Origin of the sequence: Clostridium sp. 'White wine YQ', assembly GCF_028728205.1 — a bacterium.
Lineage (GTDB): Bacteria > Bacillota > Clostridia > Clostridiales > Clostridiaceae > Clostridium_T.
The window spans coordinates 25907-47918 of record NZ_JAQYUU010000007.1; the positions used below are offsets into that span (position 1 = coordinate 25907).

Annotated in this window: 17 protein-coding genes and 1 riboswitch; of the genes, 1 reads left to right on the forward strand and 16 read right to left on the reverse strand. The window is 30.0% G+C overall.

The window, feature by feature from the left end; all coding sequences use genetic code 11:
* Positions 1 to 2: 2 nt before the first annotated feature.
* The 15 genes from guaB to groES all read right to left on the reverse strand — a co-directional run bounded on the left by guaB (position 3) and on the right by groES (position 19512).
* Positions 3 to 1460: an IMP dehydrogenase gene (guaB, locus tag PTZ02_RS15985; protein ID WP_274228788.1), complete on the reverse strand. Its 1458-nt coding sequence runs from the start codon at positions 1458 to 1460 to the stop codon at positions 3 to 5.
* Positions 1461 to 1613: 153 nt separating this feature from the next.
* Positions 1614 to 1711: riboswitch (purine riboswitch) on the reverse strand.
* A gap of 123 nt (positions 1712 to 1834) precedes the next feature.
* Positions 1835 to 5803, reverse strand: a complete 3969-nt coding sequence (locus PTZ02_RS15990; protein WP_274228789.1) for a DUF5057 domain-containing protein — start codon at positions 5801 to 5803, stop codon at positions 1835 to 1837.
* A gap of 64 nt (positions 5804 to 5867) precedes the next feature.
* Positions 5868 to 6383 carry a prepilin-type N-terminal cleavage/methylation domain-containing protein gene (locus PTZ02_RS15995; RefSeq protein ID WP_274228790.1) on the reverse strand — a complete coding sequence of 172 codons (516 nt, stop codon included), beginning with the start codon at positions 6381 to 6383 and terminating at the stop codon, positions 5868 to 5870.
* 14 nt (positions 6384 to 6397) lie between these two features.
* Positions 6398 to 8671 (reverse strand): hypothetical protein, encoded by a 2274-nt coding sequence (locus PTZ02_RS16000; RefSeq protein WP_274228791.1) that lies wholly within the window; start codon positions 8669 to 8671, stop codon positions 6398 to 6400.
* A gap of 11 nt (positions 8672 to 8682) precedes the next feature.
* Positions 8683 to 9528: a type IV pilus modification PilV family protein gene (locus tag PTZ02_RS16005; RefSeq protein ID WP_274228792.1), complete on the reverse strand. Its 846-nt coding sequence runs from the start codon at positions 9526 to 9528 to the stop codon at positions 8683 to 8685.
* A gap of 13 nt (positions 9529 to 9541) precedes the next feature.
* Positions 9542 to 10741, reverse strand: a complete 1200-nt coding sequence (locus PTZ02_RS16010) for a pilus assembly protein PilO (RefSeq protein ID WP_274228793.1) — start codon at positions 10739 to 10741, stop codon at positions 9542 to 9544.
* Positions 10741 to 11295: a PilN domain-containing protein gene (locus PTZ02_RS16015; RefSeq protein ID WP_274228794.1), complete on the reverse strand. Its 555-nt coding sequence runs from the start codon at positions 11293 to 11295 to the stop codon at positions 10741 to 10743. The genes PTZ02_RS16010 and PTZ02_RS16015 overlap by 1 nt, the downstream gene beginning before the upstream one ends.
* Before the next feature lie 12 nt (positions 11296 to 11307).
* Positions 11308 to 12462: a type IV pilus assembly protein PilM gene (gene pilM / locus PTZ02_RS16020; RefSeq protein ID WP_274228795.1), complete on the reverse strand. Its 1155-nt coding sequence runs from the start codon at positions 12460 to 12462 to the stop codon at positions 11308 to 11310.
* 85 nt (positions 12463 to 12547) lie between these two features.
* Positions 12548 to 12979, reverse strand: a complete 432-nt coding sequence (locus tag PTZ02_RS16025) for a type II secretion system protein (protein WP_274228796.1) — start codon at positions 12977 to 12979, stop codon at positions 12548 to 12550.
* 29 nt (positions 12980 to 13008) lie between these two features.
* Positions 13009 to 14211: a type II secretion system F family protein gene (locus PTZ02_RS16030; RefSeq protein ID WP_274228797.1), complete on the reverse strand. Its 1203-nt coding sequence runs from the start codon at positions 14209 to 14211 to the stop codon at positions 13009 to 13011.
* Between the two features lie 13 nt (positions 14212 to 14224).
* A complete protein-coding gene (locus PTZ02_RS16035; RefSeq protein ID WP_274228798.1) occupies positions 14225 to 15916 on the reverse strand; it encodes a GspE/PulE family protein in 1692 nt (563 codons plus the stop codon).
* Between the two features lie 188 nt (positions 15917 to 16104).
* Positions 16105 to 16860, reverse strand: coding sequence for a prepilin peptidase (locus tag PTZ02_RS16040; protein ID WP_274228799.1), 756 nt, complete (start codon positions 16858 to 16860; stop codon positions 16105 to 16107).
* A gap of 197 nt (positions 16861 to 17057) precedes the next feature.
* Positions 17058 to 17435 (reverse strand): type II secretion system protein, encoded by a 378-nt coding sequence (locus PTZ02_RS16045; protein ID WP_274228800.1) that lies wholly within the window; start codon positions 17433 to 17435, stop codon positions 17058 to 17060.
* Positions 17436 to 17586: 151 nt separating this feature from the next.
* Complete coding sequence (gene groL, locus PTZ02_RS16050; RefSeq protein ID WP_274228801.1) at positions 17587 to 19212, reverse strand: chaperonin GroEL; 1626 nt, start codon at positions 19210 to 19212, stop codon at positions 17587 to 17589.
* Positions 19213 to 19227: 15 nt separating this feature from the next.
* Positions 19228 to 19512 (reverse strand): co-chaperone GroES, encoded by a 285-nt coding sequence (gene groES, locus PTZ02_RS16055; RefSeq protein WP_202768808.1) that lies wholly within the window; start codon positions 19510 to 19512, stop codon positions 19228 to 19230.
* A 471-nt stretch (positions 19513 to 19983) separates the two neighbouring features.
* On the opposite strand from groES, the gene PTZ02_RS16060 reads away from it, so the two are divergent.
* Positions 19984 to 20655 (forward strand): TIGR01906 family membrane protein, encoded by a 672-nt coding sequence (locus PTZ02_RS16060; RefSeq protein WP_274228802.1) that lies wholly within the window; start codon positions 19984 to 19986, stop codon positions 20653 to 20655.
* Between the two features lie 87 nt (positions 20656 to 20742).
* Here PTZ02_RS16060 and PTZ02_RS16065 read toward each other — a convergent pair whose 3' ends face one another.
* Entirely contained in the window at positions 20743 to 21999 is a 1257-nt protein-coding gene (locus PTZ02_RS16065) for an O-antigen ligase family protein (RefSeq protein WP_274228803.1), read from the reverse strand.
* Positions 22000 to 22012 lie beyond the last annotated feature (13 nt).

The window sequence follows — 22012 nt, forward strand, 5'->3', positions numbered from 1 at the left end:
GTTTACTGATTCACACTATAATTTGGGGCTTCTTTTGTTATATTAACATCATGAGGATGACTTTCTCTTAATCCTGCAGATGTTTGAACTACAAATGTTGCATTTTCATATAAATCCTTAAATGTCTTAGCACCTAAATACCCCATTCCAGATCTTATTCCACCAATTAATTGATAAATAGTTTCAGAAACATATCCTTTATATGCTACTCTTCCTTCAACACCTTCTGGTACTAATTTTTTATTTCCTTCTTGGAAATATCTATCCTTTGAACCCTTTTGCATTGCTGCAAGTGATCCCATACCTCTATATACTTTATAATTTCTTCCTTGATATATTTCCATCTCTCCTGGAGCTTCTTCACATCCTGCAAATAAAGATCCCATCATTGCAACTGATGCTCCAGCAGCTAATGCTTTTACTATATCCCCAGAGTATTTAAGTCCGCCATCAGCAATTATTGGCACTCCATATTTATATCCTTCTTCTGCACAATCCATTACTGCGGTAAATTGTGGTACACCTACTCCTGCTACAACTCTTGTAGTACAGATTGATCCAGGTCCAATACCTACTTTAACACAGTCTGCTCCAGCTTCTATTAAATCTCTAGTTGCTTCAGGCGTAGCTACATTTCCTGCTATTACTTGAAGATCTGGATATATTTTTTTAATTTCCTTTACTGCTTCTAGAACGCCTTTAGAATGTCCGTGAGCTGTATCTATTGTAATAACATCTACACTAGCCTTAACTAATGCTTCAACTCTTTCTAACATATCACCTGTTACACCTACAGCAGCTCCACATAATAGTCTTCCTTTTGAATCTTTTGCTGCATTAGGGAATTCTTTTGCTTTTTCTATATCTTTTATTGTAATTAATCCTTTTAAGTATCCATTTTCATCTATTAAAGGAAGTTTTTCAATTTTATGTTTTTTAAGAATTTCTTTAGCTTCTTCTAATGTAGTTCCTTCTGAAGCAGTTACTAAATTTTCTCTAGTCATAACTTCATCTATTTTTCTATCAAAGTCAGTTTCAAAAACTACATCCCTATTTGTTATGATTCCTATTAGTTTACCATCTTCTGATACTATAGGAACACCAGATATTCTATATTGAGCCATTAAATCTAAAGCTGCTTGAACTGAATGATTTGCTGACAAGTATATTGGATCTGTAATTACTCCATTTTCTTGTCTCTTTACTCTATCTACCTCTTTAGCTTGTTCTTCTATTGACATATTCTTGTGTATTATACCTATACCGCCTTCTCTAGCCATAGCAATTGCCATTTTAGATTCCGTAACAGTATCCATACCAGCACTCATTAATGGTAAATTAAGTTTGATTTTTTTTGTTAAATTAGTAGATAGACTTACGTCCTTAGGTAAAACCTCTGATTTATTTGGTACCAAAAGCATATCGTCAAAAGTATAAGCTGTTTTTAATATTCTTGCCATAACAAACCTCCTAAAATTATAATTTTCCCTCGCAATAATGATTTAATTCCTGCAATTTATCACCTAAAATTACTGTTTTTCCTTCATTTTTAGGTATAAAAAAAACACATTAACTCAGATGAAGTTAATATGTTAATAGATTCCCAAATAGTATCTACATATTAATTCACCCATAGTCGGAAATTTACGGTTTCCGGTAGAAACTCCTGGCCATATCCCAAGTATATACGAGCTAACTGTTTTCAAGTTATAAACATTATAGAATATACTTTTATGCTTGTCAACAACGAATGAATTCTTTCATTTTTAAATTACAATTGCAAGTTTTTAAATCTTTATATGAAAATAGAGCCGAGTAAATCGGCTCTATTTTTTTAAAATAAATCTGGCAAATCTCCACAATTTATATTTACAGGTACATTCCCTACTCCTGTAGTCGAAACAGTATTTGTATAGGTGTCATCACTTCCAAACTTAACACTATATACTACAATATAATGTTTATACCCAACATCAGTTAAATTTATACTATAGGATGATCCTTTATCTAGGTTATCTAACTTAGTTATCTTGCCACTTATACTTACCGCTTCTAAAGTACCGTTATCTGTAACTTTATAAATTTTGAAATCACTTTCATTAGTTGCATTAATTGACTTTAGTTTTGAGTCCAACTTTAATACTAAATTAGGATTATTCTCATAAGTTTTTATGTCTATTCCAAAGTTAGCATAAGTTTCTTTAGTTAAGCTCGGAGAACCCGTTCCGATTGTTCCATTATTATATAATCCATGTGCTAAAGTGGAATTTATCTTTGTATAATTAAAGTTTAAAACTCTAGCATTATTATCATAATTAACATCTACTACTTTGCTTGTTGAATCTAGAGTAAATCCCTCTACTTCATCTATAGAAATTTTATAGCTACCTGTTTTTATACTATTAAATGAATATCTTCCAGCACCATTAGTAAGTCTTGTACTTGAAATAACATTATCTGAACTATCTTTTAAGGTTACAACAACAGGTTTCCCTACAGAAGTAACATTAGTTACAGGATCTATAACACTTACTGATCCAGATACTGTGCCTAACCTTACATCAAAGGTTAATGGACACGGAACTGTAATACTAGTGGTATTTCCCTCAACTGTTAAGTCATAACTAAGCTCACCATCGACATTTAAAGTGCCATCAGACAAGAAATCCACACTCAAGTTTCTACTCTGCGTCCCTCCTTGAGGTTCAGGACTACAACTGATATCATCAAACGTAAAATTACTTTGATCTAGCGTCATATTTGAGGTATCATAGTTAGAAAATCTTAGTTTTATATTTGATATCTCTCCATCAGAATCACCTTTTACACCTACAAGATTTATCTGAACATTTGCACTATCACCTTTTAAATATCCATCCTCTTTTTCATAAGTAAGTTTTACAGTAGGTGCTTTTGTAACTTTAAATTGAACATTTTGTACTGAGTTATCATATCCTAGTTGATAACTTTTAGTGGCCTCACCTACTACAACATATCCACTTGGAGGAGTCAATGTAAATGAATACCCACCAGATGTCAATTTCTTACTATCATCTCCAAAAGTCATTATATTTCCATTATAACTAATAGGACTAGATATTATATTGCCTGGAGATGTTACTGCGATACTTCCCCCATTAATCATTTGATTATTCTGATTAACAACTGAAACATTTATATGACCTGTTCTTGCTGCTATTGGAATTGAATAATCTCCTGTTTTATTATTCCCGTTATAATTGTAACTTAAATTACATGGAATGTTTGCATTTCCCTCTGCATTTAAAGTAACATTAATAGGCCCATCTTGTGACTGAGTATTTGGCTGAGGGCTAAACATTACATCATCATATGAAATGCTATTCTTATCCAAAGTATATTTACTATCATTTGCTTGTATTCCAACTTTAATATCAGTTATTTGAGAATTTGTCCCTCCTGCATTTGCATTCGCAATTAAATTCACAGAAACTTTATCTCCTACTAATCCCCTAATTACTTCTGGAGTATTAGTTAATGAAATTGTAGCATCATTTACTAAATTAACTGTCCTTGTTTCTTCGTAATAAGCACCTAACGGATCAACTGTTCTTATTACTATTGTCATTTTTCCGCCCATCTGGGTAAAATCATATTCATCTTTAGGTAGAGAAACCGGAATTGGTGTTCCTTGAGCTCTATTGGGGTATGAAATAGGAGAACCTACTGCATTTCCACTTGCATTTTTTACTGTTATAGTTGTTGTAAGTTTATCATTATCCATATCTGATGGAGTTACACTAAAATTAATTTCGTCTTGATTTTTAGAAAAAGCTTGATCATTATCTAAGTTTGTTACCTCAAGCGTAGGTGCATGATTTGCTCCTCTAGAGGCCTTAACCATTGTATTTACAAAGAGTTCCTTTTCTAACGTTGTGAACCCTCCACTATGCCCTGTACCTGAGTATGTCAAATTACCTTTTGAATAGGTGTAATAATAATTTCTTGCATCATATTGATTATATCCATTCCCATTAGGCTTTAAGGTATACCATGGCACCACATCTTTATCTTCGAGATTTAATTGATACCACTGATAATGAGTATCTGCAACAGAAATATCTGATAATACAAATGGATATTGAGTGATTAACCCATCATTCATTTTATATACTTGGTTAGATGCTCCACTATATGAGCCTGCATTAGCATTGCTATCAAACATTTTTAGAATACCGTCTGTATACCCATAGGTAATTTTGTTTAAATTACTTGAAATATCATGTGGTATTGTTCTGTTTTCATAAGCTCCTGTAGCTACATTATATTGGGGATAAACATCTAATTCACTTGGATTATTTATGGTATCTTTATATCTGGCTTGTCCTAAAACATCCCTAAACGCTTGAGTTGTATTTTTAGAGCTTTTATCAGATGAGTCTATTAAGCTGTATGGTAAACTTCTGTAAGTTAATGTATCGTGAGTAAACATTACACTCTGTCCAGTATTTATAAAACTCTTAAGTTCACTTATGGCATTTGAAGATAAATCAGCATATCCATAACTATCAGCAAAACCAAGAATAATCATATCATATCTTCCATTTAACCTTAATGAATTTCCAGCTGTAGAATTAAAGTCAGTTGAAGATATTGATGTAATTGTTAACGAATAATCTTCAACTTGTGTTAATAAATTTTTGATTTGATTATCACTTTCTAAGGATAGTATATTTTTATTACTACCATCTACTTGACTTATTGGATAGACTTGCAAAACTCTAACATTAACCTTTCTACCGTCATAAGTACTATAATTTGCACTTCCCAATTGATATACTTTAACATGATTTTGGGTTTCTATTTCAATCTTCCAAGTTAAAAGCCCAACGAAGTTATTTTGCAAAGTATATCCTATGTTGCCCGATATTTGGCCATTTTCAGGAGTTACTGGCATTTGTTTAACTAACTCTTTATCCTTAAACAACCCATCTCCATTTAAATCTAAATATAAGTTTACATTTAAAGGGCTATTATCTTCAGAAATAATATTATAGTTAAAGTTCATATTTCTATTATTGTCTGCTGGACTATTATTTACTGTTAATATAGGTCTATATTTAGGCTTAGAACTAGTGTTAGTATATTTAATAACAATACTACTAACTGTTATAGAGCTATTGGTTGTCTTTATAAAATTACTTCTTGAAATACTGTTAAAATTACTATACAGTTTGGTTCTACTATTTGAAAAAACTTCATTAGCTATATATACTAGTTGATTGGAATTAATTAATTCTAATATTTCACTAGCTCTTTTATTTGTAATATCATTTTCACTATAGTATTCTACGTAAGTTTGTCCATTTTTTTTCAAAATACTATCATTTGCAACTCCATAATTATTTCCAGATAAATTTCTAACTTCTTTCCCAAAAGGAATGTATCCTGGCTTAGAAGTAAACGGTGCTGTATATGAAAAGTTATCTCCTGTCGCCCCTGAATAGCTTCCAACAACAACTACATCATACTTACCATTTATTTGATCAACTTTAGATATATACTCTGCCATTGTCATATGCATAACTATTATTTTCTTGCCACCTACTTGATTTTTAAATCTTTCTTCTCCACTAGTTGCACCTTTTGAATTTTCTGTTAAACGAAATTTATCACCTGGTTCTATTTCTAAAATAGAAATTGTATCCCTATTAACAACAGCTTTAGTTGCCTTGGGTTTAATAATAAAACCAGTAGCTATAATAGCAACTATAAATATCAATGATATAATTATAGATACCTTTTTAACGCTCTTTTTGCTCATTAGTTTCACCCCCTTAAAAATTACATATTAACCCTAAACTTTTTTAAAATTCTATTTTCTCTACCTATATAGTTGCATCCTTGTTTCTAAATATTATATTAGTTGATGACTTATAAGTATAGGTCTCATTTGCAAAATCTTTTGATAAGTTTATTGTAATTTTCACACCCTTTGTTTGTGAGAAACTTCTTCCGTCCAAAGTTTCTACATTTAAAGATTGAACATCCTTTCCTATTACCTCTCCATTTTTAGTTAGATTGCTTCCACTTAATAAATAAGTGACACTTTCTACCGTAAGAAATCCTATCTCTACTCTTGATATATCACAGCTATTTCTCGTTAGAACATCTACACTCTCAGAATTTATTATAGTTCTAATGGATTCTGCCTCCATTAAATCCTTCGTTATCTTTTGAGTTATATCTTGTGCTTCTTCTTGTAAATCGGAATTTACTCCTGTTGCATTAATAGTTCTGGTATTTGATAGGAAAAAGGAAAACACAACACCTAAAACTACTGCAGATAAAGCTAACACTAAAAGTAATTCTATAATTGTAAATGCCTTTTTTCTTTTTTTCAAATACCTCACCTCTATTATCTTATTATTTTCCACTCATTTGTCTTTATCAAGTCATTTGTATTAATTTCATTATTATTATTAAGTTCAATACTTCCTATTTGGGTTTTTCCTGAATCTGAAGTATTAAAAATACTCTCTAGGTTGTATTTACTTATAAGTTCTTTAACTAAATTTCCATCATACTTAATTGAAATATTGTTTACTTCATCCTCTCCTGCTAAGGTTGATATGTCCCTTGTAGTAATAATTGTACCTGTAAAATTAAGATCCTTATTATCAAATACAATATCGGAATCTGTGATGATTATACCCTTCTTTCCATTTATATTAATTACATTACTATATCCAGCCCTAGGTGCACTACTATCACTTAACAATATAGGATTGGTTTTATTATGAAAAACACCCACTATTGTATCTCCATCTTGCCTAAATATATCTCCTGAAATATTAATAAGATTAGTAACATCCTTTTCCACTGTACTTGCATTATATTTTTGTAATAAGGCTGTTGCTGCATCATCCGAATTTGTATTAAAATTTCCCATTTCATACACTTGGTTTGCAAATTCTTTTCTTTTATTCATTAAGGTATTATTCTTAGTAACATCATCATCTTCCGGAGCCTTAGCATTAGCCCCATTTATATAAGCCCCACTAATTAGAAAGTTATCAGTCGGATTTCCTTTTAATTCAATTACTCCGTTATGAGGAAGCCCATTCTGATTAGTTGAATCAAGGAAATATCTTGTTTTACTCTCCATAGAAGTCATCCTATTTCCATTAACTGAATCAACTAACTGTAGTGGATTATAGTAATCAAATAAATATCTATTTCCATCATTAATAGGAGATGTGTATGCAGAATAGTTACCTTTTATAGCTATAGATTCTCCCGTTTGATATTTTTCACCAGCTCCATTTGTTGCATTTATATATGCTGATCCTAAGATAAAAACATCTTTATCTATTGTGATTCCTGATTCTCCATCATTCATATAATTATTTATAATAATGCAGCTAGAATTCTTAGCCTTACTTAAATCTCCAGTATTGTCTGTTATGTCATTTATTGCATATAAATTATTTAAATGAACCTGAGTCCTAAATGCATTATATGTAAAGTCATTGTTTACAAGCATATCTGTTTTTACATTCAATGTATTTCTTGAAATCTCAGAATCTCCTAGCTTTATCTTTCCTAAGTTAACATTTCTAGCATATAAATTCCCACCATCAACATTTACTGTGCTATTTTGCTTAATATTCAAAGTGTTCGACGTTACTACATTTCCTATAAAATTAACATTTATTTCGTTTCTATTTAATTCTGTTCCTGATGCACTTCGTTCACTTTTATCAAAATTTAAGTTTATTCCTCCATCATATTTACCATAAACAAAGTCTGGTGGATTATCTGAAGCATCTCCTTTTACAAAAACATCTCCATTAACTCTTAAATTACTTAGCACATACATACTTCCATCTGCTGCAATAGCCTTTTGGAGTAAGGGATTATTGGTAAAATTTTTATTTTCTAAATCTGGAACAGTTATAGTGTAATTAGCTTGAATTTTTCTTTTTATTGTTCTCCCATTACCTTCTGGGCTATTAAAGGTAGATATTAGACTAATTTTAAGTCCACTATCTTCGAAGGTATTATAATTTCCAAGTTCTATATTAGCGCCATTACTTAAAGTCACATTACTAAACGAAATATTATTTTCATTATCCAATCCTAGATATTGATAGGTATAATTTTCTCCATCATTAGAGATACATCGTCTTAAGTTTTCAGTGATTATATTTTTGAATACTGATTTGAATATGTTTTTTTCTTTTTCCTCAATACTATCTAAATCCAGTGTACCATCATTACTTATATAATAGAAAGTATTTGCAGCATTATTAGTTCCTGATTCATCCTTTAAAAACACTTTGTAATCAAAACCATTAGTATTCTTTTTTTCATTTACAATAGTATTTATTGCCTGAGAATATGAAGAAGCTCCTTGTCTTTTAACTAAATCTATCTGTTCATTTATTTTCGTTGCCTCGTTAACTGCTTCATAATTTGATTTCTTTACTGCAGTTTGAACTGCCACCTCAATAATTTTTTTTGCTTCATCTAACCCAGATTCTGATGAATATAAACTTTCTAAATTTTTTGTTTGTACATTTCTTAATCTATAACTAGAGAGAGTTAGTGAAATTAATGCAGTACCAACAGTAAATAAAATAGCGAAAATAGCCACTACTGTTATAAGCGTTGAACCTTTCTTTTTCATATACTCCCTCCTTACTCTCCAAGATTTCTATATCCTTCTACGTGCGCAATTCTCTTATCTTGTCCGCTTTGATTATTGTGCACATAAGTAGTTAAATCCAATTTTACTGAATTATTTATCGCATCATAACTTGCATTATCTTCATAATTTAAAAATTGATTTACTCTACCTAGACTGTTTACAATTGTATAATTTGCAGTTATATCATTCTTTTTATTAATGTAGATATTTAAATTTTCACTGCTATGATTTTCTACAACTATTCTTAGATTATCATTTATATTAGTAAAACTTCTCCCAAATGTTATTGCTATATTTGGATTTTGTCTGTTTAAATCATAAGATACTCCATTAATTATCATTTCTAAATTGGTTTCACTTTCATCATTAACTTGGATTTTAAGTTCATCACTAATACTCACTTCAGGATGATCATTATACCTTATTATGGTTGAATCATTAATTTGAATATTATTATTAAACACAATATTATTTATTACATTGTGACTCTTTTCACTAAGGGTTAAATCTATTAAATATTTGTAGTTTGTTTGTGTTGCTGGACTACCATCTTCATCATAATAAAGTTTAAGTTCGTTTGTTCCAACCTCTCTAGAAGGGAAATTTGTTCTGATATTTGTAAATAATTCTGCTATATTAGGTTCATCAATAATTTTAATTTGTTCTAATACTTTTTGTGCAACATTTGTTCCCTGCTGCTTCTCTTTCCCCATTCTATTTATGCTTACAGAGGTTAAAACCATTGAACTTAAAGGCACTATTAATATACCTAAAATAGCTATGCTTATTAATACTTCTATCAGCGTCATTCCTTTTTTTACTTTCTTAATCTTCATAAGGCATTCACCTCTATTTACTATTGGTAATATTAACTGTTTTACCTTCACTAGCGACCTTAACTCTTGGTCTTGAAGAATCATCCCCTATAATATTTACACTAACTTCCTTATCTGTACTATTTATTACCTTAAGGTTAACTCCTGACTTATCATTATCATCTAATCTTATATTTGAGATGATATCAATTAATATATTGCTTCCATTAGGATTAAACTGAACCCCTGTTCCTGAATATTCCTTAGGATAACTTTCTCTACTGGTCTTGTATTTATAGTAATATTTCCCGCCCTTTTGTGAAAGTGTAATTTCTACATCCTCCGGTGAATTGCTATCTGCATAAATGCCGGTCTCCATTTTTTTATCACTTGCATATCTTAATCCCACAGTTGCTAAGTCTGATTTACTTGCTCTTGCAGTCATAATAAAGTCATAGTTATTACTTTTTGTTACAGAGGTACTTGTTACCCCTATATCAAAAGGATTAGATTTACCATAATTATTATTAAGTGTCCAATTAAAATAATCCTCATCTTGTTTGTCTACTTTCGGTACACTATAGTAGTTTAGCACTAAAGAACCATTTACTTGAGTATTTCCTCCTGACATAACAACTAAATTAGATAATACTATTTTTTTAGAATTTTTCTCAATATTACTAATTAACTTCATTAAGTTATCATAAGTTCCCGAATAATTTAATGTCACTTTTATTTGCTCAACATTTAATGAAGTATCTTTACTTGGATTATTATTTGAATCATTTTTTTCACTTGTATTTGAAGTAGAGTCTCCATTATATTGTTTTATAAATGGTTCAAAAGAATTTTCAGGTAACTTTTGAGCCTTACTTGCATTTAATTCAATTCCTTTTACAGAAATATCACTAAAAGAGATGCTGCCATTAACATTAGACTTCTTTAAAAGATCATCTAACTCTACAATTATCTTTTCTTGGATTATCGTTGGATATAATTTCTCAGATTTATCATATATCTTTGATTTTAATACCTTTAAATCTTCCTTTTTCTTATCTAAAGAATTAACTGTATCCATAACAGTATTGTATCTCATTTCAGTTTCTGCCTTTGTATTCTTCAATTTATTTACACTTGCTCTTTGATTTACAAAAACTAATTCATAATATCCTACAATTATTAAAGCAGTTAGTAATATTCCAAGTAAAAACTTTTCCCTACTACTTATCTTCATTACTTATCCACATCCTTTAATGTGCATTTTAACTCGAATTTATAATTACCATTATCAACATCACTAATATTTATAATCTGTGCATCAGATACAATATCTAACTCTTTCATATTATGCTGAAACTCACCAATAGCTTGTCTATTCTTAGCTGAACCTTGTAGATCAATTGCATTTTCATCTATTGTTATACTTGCAAAACTTACTTCCTTTGGTAATGTTGAATTTATACTATGAATTGTTTCTGAAGAAATTCTATCTTTTTTTGAGATAGTTGCATTTATGATATCAATTGATGCATTATATTTATTTAATATACTACTTTTATTATTTATATCTTCTGCTTCTTTATATTTCTGTTGAACATCAGCTGCATTTATACTTGAATTATATTTTTTAATATCTCTATTTAATAGGAAAATGCTAACTGAGTTCCATATAAGAGTTCCAAAAATAACTACTATCAACACTAAACCTAATGTGTAAATATATATCTTTTTATCCTTAGCTTGCTTTTGTTTCCCTTGATAAGGGGCAAAAAAGTTAAAATCCTTCATTATACTCTCCCCCTATATCCTTATAAGTGCGCCTATTGCATTTAAATATTTCTCTATTGACTCACCATAATTTATACTATCAATGCTTTGAACTTTTTCTGTAGAGATACCTATTTTATCAGTTATATATTCTTCTATACCTTTTATGCTTGAAGAACCTCCATAAATAAAAATCTTATCTATTGTATTTCCCATCTTCCTATTTCTATAGAATTGAATTATTCTCTGCAATTCTGATATCCACTCATCTACAACATCCTTTATAATGCTGTTAACTTCATTCTCTTCTATATTAGATAAGCTTCCACTTGTAACCTTAATTTTCTCTGCTTCACTAATTGGAAGCTCTAAGGTCTTGCTAATTGCTACATCAATATTACTTCCGCCAGATTTTATTATTCTTGAAAAATCAAGATTTCCATCCCTATATATGTTAACTCCAAGACTATTAGCCCCTAAATCAATAAATGCTAATGTGTCTTTGGAATTATATTCGCTATCATTTATTTTTCTACTATTATTTAGTAGCTTGTTTAATGAATTGTATGATATATCTAAAGCCACAGGCTTTAATCCAACATTAGTAAGAGTTTTATAATAAGTACTTGCCATTCTATCTGGATATGTTATAACTAATGTTCTAAGTCCTTTTTTGCCTTCAATTTCTGCTTTTTCAATAACCTTGCTTTGAATTATATAATCATTCATATTAAGAGGCAGGTATTGTTGTATCTCATACTTTACAACAGTATCAATTTCATCCTCTTGTACTTCAGGTATAACTATTTCTCTGTTTATTATTGAGGTTGAATTATTGGTGCATATAGCATCTTTAATTTTTATATTCTCATTTGATAACTTTTGCATAATAAAATACTCTAATGCAGGTAGATTCATGATGTTTCCATCTTGAATTGAATCTTCTGGTGTATCTGCTGTAATAAGTTTTTCTATAGTAAATTTTCCTTTATAGAATTTTCCTACTGCTATTTTTATTTTTTCGCTACCTAAATCAAAAGAAAGAAATGTCTTATTAACTTCCCTTCTTTTCTTCTGGGATTTTTTATTGGACTGTTGATTTATCTTATTTCTTAAACTACTTAGATCCGTATTCATTAATTTCTTTATTGTATCTAAATTTATGGATTTCAACTTATTAGCTGCCAAAATATCACCTCATAAATTCCTTATTGTTTGTATAAGTAAAGTGTAAAGTTAATAAATTAACTTTACACTTTCTATTAAATGTTAATTAGAATGTAGCACTAGATGTTCTTACACCATCACTCTCTGTCTTTACTTCAACAGCTGTACTAGTTATTTGTACAGTAAACTTATTTCCAGTAACTGTAGTATCTGTAGGTGCCTTGACATCTGCAAGAACGCCCCTAAGTGCAGTTATATCAGTACTATCTATAGTTCCACTTACCAGTGCAAGATCAGATGCTGTTGTTAATGTTACTGTACCAGTATGAGTTAGTGTTCCATCTACAACTAAAGTCTGTACTGCTTTTTTAATTACTTCACAACTTTGCTTATCAGCTTTAATTCTTGAATTTTGTCTTATCGCATTAAATCCTGGAATTGCAATAGCTGCAAGTATTGCCATAATAGCTAAAACTATAATAAGTTCGATTAAGGTAAAACCTTTCTTTTTTCTTTTTGTTGTAATTGCTTTTGTCATTTTTATTCCTCCTTGATAACTTAATTATTTTATATATTGTTATACATACTAAACATAGGTAACATTATGGAAATTATTATAAATCCTATTACAACTCCCATCACTACAATAAGAAGTGGTTCTAACATTGCAGTGGCTCTTTGCACTGCCGTTTCTAACTCTTCATCATAGAAATCTGCTGTTTTATTTAAAATATCATCTAAAGACCCCGATTCTTCCCCAATCATAATCATGGAAGAAAGCATGGGTGGAAATATACTATTCTCGCTTATGGAGTTAGCCAAACCTTCCCCTTTTATTACTGATTCTCTAACCTTATTTAAGATTTCTTCTGCAACCTTGTTGCCAACAACACTTGAAACTACCTCAAGAGCTTGTACCAATGTTACACCACTTGATAGCAAGGTTGCTAGAGTTCTAGTAAATCTAGAAACAATAATTTTTTGATTTAGTGTTTTCAAAATTGGCAAAGACAATTTTATTTTACTTGAGGTTAATTGTCCTGCTTCACTTCTAAAATAATATCTTATTAAAAATCCAATAGATGCAACTATAAAAATTATAATTAATCCATAATTTCTTAATCCGCCACTAATAGCTAATAAAATCTTTGTTGGTATAGGCAGTTCTGCTCCGCTTTGAGTAAATAGATCTATAAATGTTGGCATAATAAAGGTCAGCAATACCACAACAACTACTACTGCAACAACACTTAATACTGCAGGGTAAATCATGGCTGATTTAACCTTATTATTTATTTTGTTTTCTTTTTCATAGTGAGTGGACATTCTTAAAAATACACTATCGAGATTTCCACTTACTTCACCCGTTTCTATCATACTCACTAGCAAATTCGGGAAAATGTTACCTTGCATTTTCATTGCCTCTGATAGAGTTTGGCCCTTTTTAACTTCCTCTTCTATATTTCCAACGCTCTCTTTTAATTTTTTGTTAGTTAGCTGCATGGATAATATATGTAATGATCTATTTATTGTTACTCCAGCATTTAACATTGTATAAAATTGTCTGCAAAATACTGCTATATCCTTGGTTTTTACTTTTTCAAAAGAAGATAATTCTATTTTAGTGCCTTCTTGTATTTCTTCTACAAGTAAAGGATAATAATTGTTTGCACTAATCATATTTATAACTTCATCTTCTGATTCTGCTTTATATGTTCCTTGAAGCCGTTCCCCCTTTTGGTTCATGGCCTTATACCTATAATTGGGCACTTTATCTCCCCCCTTATTCCTTAAAGAAAGCTATCGTTGCCAATTCTTCTATGGTGGTTACCCCATCTAGAACAAGTTCTTTACATGCTTCACTTAATGTTCTCATTCCATTTTTTATAGATAAGTCCATAAGGAGATTTGAATCTCTAGAGTTAAGAATTAAATCCCTATGTTCTCTTGTTATCTCCATTATTTCATATATTCCAACTCTTCCTACATAGCCTGTCCCATTACAAAATCCACAACCTTTACCTTTATATAGGGTTACAGATTTATCATTATGTTCACCCAGAATAGTCTTTTCATAAAGAGATGCTTCATATTCTTCTTTGCAATTAGGACAAATCTTTTTAACTAGTCTTTGTGCTATTACTCCTGCTAAAGACGTAGCAACTAGATATGGTTTTACTCCCATATCTACCAATCTCAATATTGAAGAAGGTGCATCATTAGTGTGTAGCGTACTTAACACTAAATGCCCTGTAATAGCTGACCTAACTGCAATTTCAGCAGTTTCACTATCTCTAATTTCACCAATCATAATAACATCTGGATCTTGTCTTAATATGGATCTCAGACCACTGGCAAAGGTTAATCCAGCTTTGCTATGAACATTAACTTGGTTAATTCCTTTTAAGGTATACTCCACTGGATCTTCTACAGTTACAATGTTCAAATCACCAGTATTTAATTCATTTAGAACCGTATATAAGGTTGTAGATTTTCCACTACCTGTAGGTCCTGTAACAAGAACTATTCCATGGGGTGATTTAGTTATTCTCTCTAGAGTTTCTAAATCTTTTTCTCCAAGTCCTAGTTTTTCTTTTCCAATTTGATAACTATCTCTATCTAATATTCTAATAACTATTTTTTCTCCTGATACTACTGGCAGAATAGATACTCTTAAATCTAGATTTTTCTTCCCTACCTTAGTTAATATTCTTCCATCTTGAGGTACTCTTTTTTCTGCTATATTTAAGTTTGCAAGTATCTTTATTCTTGTAACTAATGCTGCTTGACTTTCAACCTGTAAATTATTTATTGTTCTTAGTTGTCCATCAATTCTATATCTTATTCTTATTTCATCCTCAAAAGGTTCAATATGAATATCTGATGCCCTCATTTCAATAGCATTTTTGAATAGATAATCTATCATTTTTACTACTGGAGCATTTCTTATATCATCTAATTCTTCTTCAACATGATCCTGTATTTCTTTAGCAACTAATTTTTCTTTGGAAAGTTCTTCTGCTGCCTTTATAACTTTCTGACCAGAATACAGCATTTCGATGTGTTTCTTTATCTGCTCTCTTGTGCTAATATATGATTCCACTTCAAAACCAGAGGATATGGATACATCATCTATCGCAAATATATTAAGTGGATCCCACATAGCAATTAATATTTTATTATCCTTAAAACCAAATGGTATTAATTCATGTTTAATACAAACACTTTCCGGAACTGCTTTAAGTGCCCTTTTATCAAAAGAAGTGATATTTAGATTTATACGAGTAATCCCTGTCTGCTTTTCTAACACTTCCATAATATCTTCAGCTGTTACCATAGCCGATTCTATCAATATTTCGCCAATTTTCTTCCCTGTTATCTTTTGTTTCCTAAGGGCTTCATGTAATTGAGGTACTGTAATCTTCCCGAATTCCACTAGCATATCCCCTAAGCGTCTCTTAATTACTCCATCCATTGTATCTCCCTCTAAAACCTTAGATATCCTAAATTGTCCCACCTAGTGTCATAAATTCAGTATATCTTTATAGTTTAAATTAATCAATAAAAAAAATGTGACATTTCTTGGGATTTGTCAACATTTTTCTTCAAATTTATATACTATTATTAAACTTTAGATTCAATATAATTTTACAAATAATTTCATTAACTTAAATTCAAAAAATTCATATACCAAGATATAATTTCATTACCTAAAAATAATGAAATCATTGCACCAATAAACAAGAAAGGACCAAAGGCTACTGCATCTCTTTTAGTTTTCTTTTTAAGAATAATTAGAGCTCCTCCAACTATTCCTCCAATTATAAAGGATAGAAGCAGTGTTAAAATCATGTTTTGCCATCCTAAAAAAATACCACATATAGCAGCTATCTCTATATCTCCTTCTCCCATTCCACCTGCAATAAACACTATTCCGCCTATAACTACTACACCAATAATTAACCCTATTATATAAGGCCAAATGTCAACATTTAAATATATTTTTTCTATTAACATCATAATGATTCCAATAGCTATACATGAATATGTTGTTACAGAATAAACATCTTGAGTATTAAAATCAATTACAGCTATTACAATTAAAAACACAATCATTATAAAGTACTTAAGTGCAAAAATTGTCAAACCATATTCTTTAAAGACGAAATAAAAGAGTATTCCTGTAAATAATTCTAATATAGGATATTTAATAGATATCTTTTCACCACAGTTTCTACATTTACCTCCTAAAAATATATAACTTAGTACTGGTATTAAATCATAAGCTTTAATTTCAGTTGAACAGTTTGTACAATGTGATGGAGGATATGCTATTGATTCCCCTAAAGGTATTCTATATATGCACACATTCAAAAAGCTTCCAATAGTTAGTCCAATTATAAATATCAATATTCCCATATTTTCTCCAATCACTTCTTAGATAAATTTAAATCTATATTAATTATAATATTTTTATACAACATTTCATATATATGTAAATAAATTTTCTTAACATTCTTCACTCGGAGTTCCTATAGGGTTTTTATAGGAAACTTAATTTATTAGTTTAACTTAAAACCCTATAGCTTAATTAGATAAAAGTCTCCAATATATAATTAACTTGTTGTTACAGATATTGTTCCATCTCCACCAATGGTAAAATCTTTTTCTTCATTAAGAATAGCCTGACATTGTGAGAGTTTTAAAGATTCAATCATTGATGTTTCTTTTTCAAAATCAACTCTCTCATCTGCTGATATGTATGAATCGAAATCGCTAACAAGAGTATCTGCAGGAATAGGTGAATTATTCTTAGCATTATACATCTCTGCATTTGTCACTACTGTTCTAACTTGTGATAGTACTTTTACTTTTTTTGCTTGATTCATATACTTAGATACTCTAGGAACTAATGCCACAGCTAAAATCCCTATTATGGCCATTACTGCAACAACCTCAATTAAAGTAAAGCCTTTTCTTTTTCTTCTATTCAATATAGTATACCTCCTTTCTAAAACATTGTCTAAAGCATTGCCATAAAAGTTCTATCCTAATCAGCCTATTTTTTTTCTTAACTTATTTTATAAAAAAATAAAGGAAGGTATTCCAAAGATACCTTCCTTTACAAATAAAAATATTTTATTTTTAATACATTCCATCCATTCCCATACCAGCTGGATTAGGCATTGGTGGATTTTTTTCTGGAATATCTACTACAGCTGCTTCTGTAGTTAAGAATGTAGATGCTACTGATGCTGCATTTTGAAGCGCACTTCTTGTAACCTTAGTTGGATCAACAATACCTGCCTTAAGCATGTTAGTGTATTCTCCATTTAAAGCATCATATCCAATTCCAGCTTCACTATTTTTAACTTTTTCTATTATAACAGAACCCTCAACCCCTGCATTGGCTGCAATTTGTCTCATTGGTTCTTCTAAAGCTCTTACAATTATGTTTATACCAACTTGGCTGTCAACAACATCTGTTGTTAATGCTGCAACTTTGCCTATTACATTAACATAAGCTGTTCCACCACCTGGTACTATTCCTTCTTCTACAGCTGCTTTAGTTGCTGCTAAAGCATCCTCAATTCTAAGCTTTCTTTCTTTTAACTCGGTTTCTGTAGCTGCACCAACTTTAATAACTGCTACTCCGCCAGCAAGTTTAGCTAGTCTTTCTTGAAGCTTTTCTCTATCAAAATCTGAAGTTGTTTCTTCTATTTGACTCTTTAATTGACCAACTCTAGCCTTTATTTCTTCTTTATTTCCTCTTCCATTTACAATAACAGTATTATCTTTAGATATCTTAACACTTTCTGCTTGACCAAGCATATCTAATGTTGTTTCTTTTAAGTCTCTTCCTAATTCTTCTGATACAACTGTTCCTCCAGTTAATACTGCTATATCTTGAAGCATATCCTTTCTTCTATCACCAAAACCTGGTGCCTTAACAGCTACACATGTAAATGTACCTTTTAACTTATTTACAATTAGAGTAGCCATTGCTTCTCCCTCAATATCCTCTGCAACAATCAATAATTTTCTTCCAGTTTGAACTATTTGCTCTAGTACAGGAAGTATTTCTTGAATATTTGTGATCTTTTTATCTGTTATCAATATATATGGATTATCTAAAACTGCTTCCATTTTTTCAGTATCAGTTACCATGTATGCAGAAACATATCCTCTATCAAATTGCATACCTTCAACTACGTCTAATTCAGTACCCATTGATTTAGATTCCTCAACAGTAATTACACCTTCGTTACCAACCTTCTCCATAGCATCAGATATTAACTTACCTATTGTTTCATCTGCAGCTGAAATTGCAGCAACCCTAGCAATATCTTCTTTACCATTTACTGGTTTAGAGATGTTTTGAATTTCTTCTACAGCTTTTTCCACAGCTAATCTTATTCCATTTCTAATAAGCATTGGATTAGCGCCTGCAGTTACATTCTTTAATCCTTCTCTAATTATTGCTTGTGCTAACAAAGTAGCTGTAGTTGTTCCATCTCCTGCTACATCATTAGTCTTTGTAGATACTTCTTTAACTAATTGAGCTCCCATATTTTCATATGGATCTTCTAATTCTATTTCTCTAGCTATAGTAACTCCATCATTTGTAATTAACGGAGTACCGAATTTCTTATCTAAAACTACATTTCTTCCCTTAGGTCCTAAAGTAACCTTTACTGTATCAGCTAGCTTATCAACACCAGCTTGCATAGATCTTCTAGCCTCTTCACCAAATATAATTGTCTTAGCCATTTTGTTACCTCCTTATTATTCTACTATTGCTAAAATGTCGTCTTGTTTTAATATTGTGTACTCTTCTCCATCAAGTTTAACTTCTGTACCTGCATATTTAGAGAATAATACTTTATCCCCCACCTTAACTTCCATAGGGATTCTGTTGCCATCTACTACTGCTCCAGGTCCTACTGCTACAACCTCAGCTTCTTGTGGTTTTTCTTTAGCAGTTCCTGTTAATACGATTCCGCTTTTTGTTTTTTCTTCTGCTTCTAATCTTTTAATTACTACTCTGTCTCCAAGTGGTTTAACTCTCATTACAACCCCTCCTTAATTTATATTAATTAATATTTATCAAATTGTTAGCACTCGTTTAAGTAGAGTGCTAATACAATTATTATAATAAATAAATAATCCTTTAATTTCAAATTAAATAGTTCTTTTTATATGCTATATATTAGCCAAAATATAGGATTATTGCAAAATACTTAGTGTTTTCTCTAAAATGCTATTATTTTCTATATAAATTAATTTTTTTCGAAAATCATAATAACCTCACACCTCATTTATCTTAGACATACTAAAAATCGTCATAGCGAATATGCGACTTGGATTTTTTCTCATATCTCCCTTTCCACACATAGGGTAGAAAACTTGACAGGCTACTAATTCTATTTTTTAGCTAGCATTTATATTCTAGATATAATAAAATATTACTTAAGCCTAGATAAAATAAAGGTTTTAAATTAAAACCATTTGTTATTATTAACAAAAAGGAGTAACTATATAATGAAAATATCAAAATCTTCTTCAATTTATACAATTTTGAAACAATGGCTATTTTATATATGCTATTTTATCTTTTCTATTACTTTAGCCTTTAAAGTAATTATAAATCTCACTCCCTTTTATAAACTATTAATGAATATCTATAATATACCAAGTCAGGTGTCTATGAATGCCCAAAATATTTATTCTGATTTTACAGAGTTAATGAAATATTTGAGAAGTTATAAGCTCTTAGATTTTCCATTAAAATATTTTAAGTACTCCCCTGAAGGTAAGTTTCATTTCGATGAAGTAAGAGTTTTGTTTTTAAAAATGGATATACTTTTTTGGATAAGCTTAATAGTTTTAATTATATTTATGTACTTTTATAGGAAAAATATAAAAGGCTTATTTTCAAGATATATCAAGTTTTTAATTACGTTGCTTATTCTTTGTGGTTTTATTGCTATGCCAATAATAATTAATTTTTCATGGTCTTTTGAAAAATTCCACAAGATATTTTTTAACAATAATGATTGGTTATTCGACCCTGTAACTGATCCAATAATCAATGCACTACCTGAAGAGGTTTTTTCAAGCTATCTTATAGCTATTGTAGCTATTTTCTTCATACTTTTATTGATTCCACAATTAATTAAACATTTTTCATCAAAAAATAAAAGTCTTTCATAAGACAATAACATATCTAAAAGTCCTCAATACTTATATTTATTGAGGACTAATTTATTGCCTTTATTTATTGATTATTGAATTGCTTCATTATATTAATAAATCATTCTTCAAATCTCTTTTAATATCAATATTATTACTAGCGCCTAAAAGAAGCCAAAATAAAGGTGCCACATTTATAACACTTATATTAAAGAAGCTTTGAACCAAATACCCAATTATAGTAATGCTAAAAAGAAAACTCACTTCATTTTTGAAAATACTTTTTAAATTATCTTTAATTACAAATATTAAGAATAACAAATAAGCTAAAAGTGCTGGAATTCCCATTGTAGAACTTATCTGTAAAAATTCATTATGTGCTTTATCTATAACAGAGCCATGTTCTTGAATCCATACAATTCCTTCATTTGTGAATTCTTTCTCGATTACATATCTAAATGTATCAGGTCCACTGCCTAAAAAAGGATGCGCCTCTGTTGTCTTAATGGCTAAATTCCATATATAAATTCTCCCAGAACCAGAATCTTCACTCATGGCCTCTGTATCTTTAGCCAATTGCTCTCCTCTCCCCTTTATCGAACCACTAGTACTGTTATTTACTACTACAGCAATCACGGTAAAAATTATCAATATTATACCTATTCTTTTTAGATATACTTTATCATTTTTTCTAATAACATATATTAATCCTATTAATGAATATATTAGGAATGCTAACCATCCACTTCTGGTAAGTGTACATAGCAGTGATGAAAACAGAATTGTCGCTGCAACTAAAAATTTTATCCTACCTTTTAAAATATATAGTCCTAATATAATAGGAAGAAATAAAGTAATGTACGTAGAAAGAAAATTTCTATTACCCAAAGTTCCTATAGAATTATTCTTTATTAATGCATGATAAGTATCCTTCGGAATTGGATCTATACCATAATACTGAAATATGCTATAAATTGCTATTATTATTGTCACTACCGTAATAAACCTAATTGCTTTTTTATCTATAATTAAATATCTTTTGGCTGTATAGTAGATAATTCCATAGAATATTATCATTATTAATCCTTCATACCGCACCTCATTGCCTAGAACTGAAATAATAATATTCATTGAAAAATATGTACTAATTAATACAAATAATATAAAAATCATTAATGTTACATCTTTTTTATCAATAACTAACTTCTTTCTATCAAGAAACAAAATCATAATTAATAAAGGACACATAACGTATAAAAATATAGCTTTAGGTAAATAGTAACTGTCATCTCCATAAGGATACATGATAAGTGGCATTATTCCTGCAATAAATGTTAGAATCAATGTTGCTTCTTTTTTATACATTTTGCCCTCCTTG

What these genes read in the sequence shown, in the direction of transcription:
- guaB (WP_274228788.1), bottom strand. Translation starts at nt 1,460, where the DNA reads ATGGCAAGAATATTAAAAACAGCTTATACTTTTGACGATATGCTTTTG.
- PTZ02_RS15990 (WP_274228789.1), bottom strand. Translation starts at nt 5,803, where the DNA reads ATGAGCAAAAAGAGCGTTAAAAAGGTATCTATAATTATATCATTGATA.
- PTZ02_RS16000 (WP_274228791.1), bottom strand. Translation starts at nt 8,671, where the DNA reads ATGAAAAAGAAAGGTTCAACGCTTATAACAGTAGTGGCTATTTTCGCT.
- PTZ02_RS16005 (WP_274228792.1), bottom strand. Translation starts at nt 9,528, where the DNA reads ATGAAGATTAAGAAAGTAAAAAAAGGAATGACGCTGATAGAAGTATTA.
- PTZ02_RS16010 (WP_274228793.1), bottom strand. Translation starts at nt 10,741, where the DNA reads ATGAAGATAAGTAGTAGGGAAAAGTTTTTACTTGGAATATTACTAACT.
- PTZ02_RS16015 (WP_274228794.1), bottom strand. Translation starts at nt 11,295, where the DNA reads ATGAAGGATTTTAACTTTTTTGCCCCTTATCAAGGGAAACAAAAGCAA.
- PTZ02_RS16025 (WP_274228796.1), bottom strand. Translation starts at nt 12,979, where the DNA reads ATGACAAAAGCAATTACAACAAAAAGAAAAAAGAAAGGTTTTACCTTA.
- PTZ02_RS16035 (WP_274228798.1), bottom strand. Translation starts at nt 15,916, where the DNA reads ATGGATGGAGTAATTAAGAGACGCTTAGGGGATATGCTAGTGGAATTC.
- PTZ02_RS16040 (WP_274228799.1), bottom strand. Translation starts at nt 16,860, where the DNA reads ATGGGAATATTGATATTTATAATTGGACTAACTATTGGAAGCTTTTTG.
- groL (WP_274228801.1), bottom strand. Translation starts at nt 19,212, where the DNA reads ATGGCTAAGACAATTATATTTGGTGAAGAGGCTAGAAGATCTATGCAA.
- groES (WP_202768808.1), bottom strand. Translation starts at nt 19,512, where the DNA reads ATGAGAGTTAAACCACTTGGAGACAGAGTAGTAATTAAAAGATTAGAA.
- PTZ02_RS16060 (WP_274228802.1), top strand. Translation starts at nt 19,984, where the DNA reads ATGAAAATATCAAAATCTTCTTCAATTTATACAATTTTGAAACAATGG.
- PTZ02_RS16065 (WP_274228803.1), bottom strand. Translation starts at nt 21,999, where the DNA reads ATGTATAAAAAAGAAGCAACATTGATTCTAACATTTATTGCAGGAATA.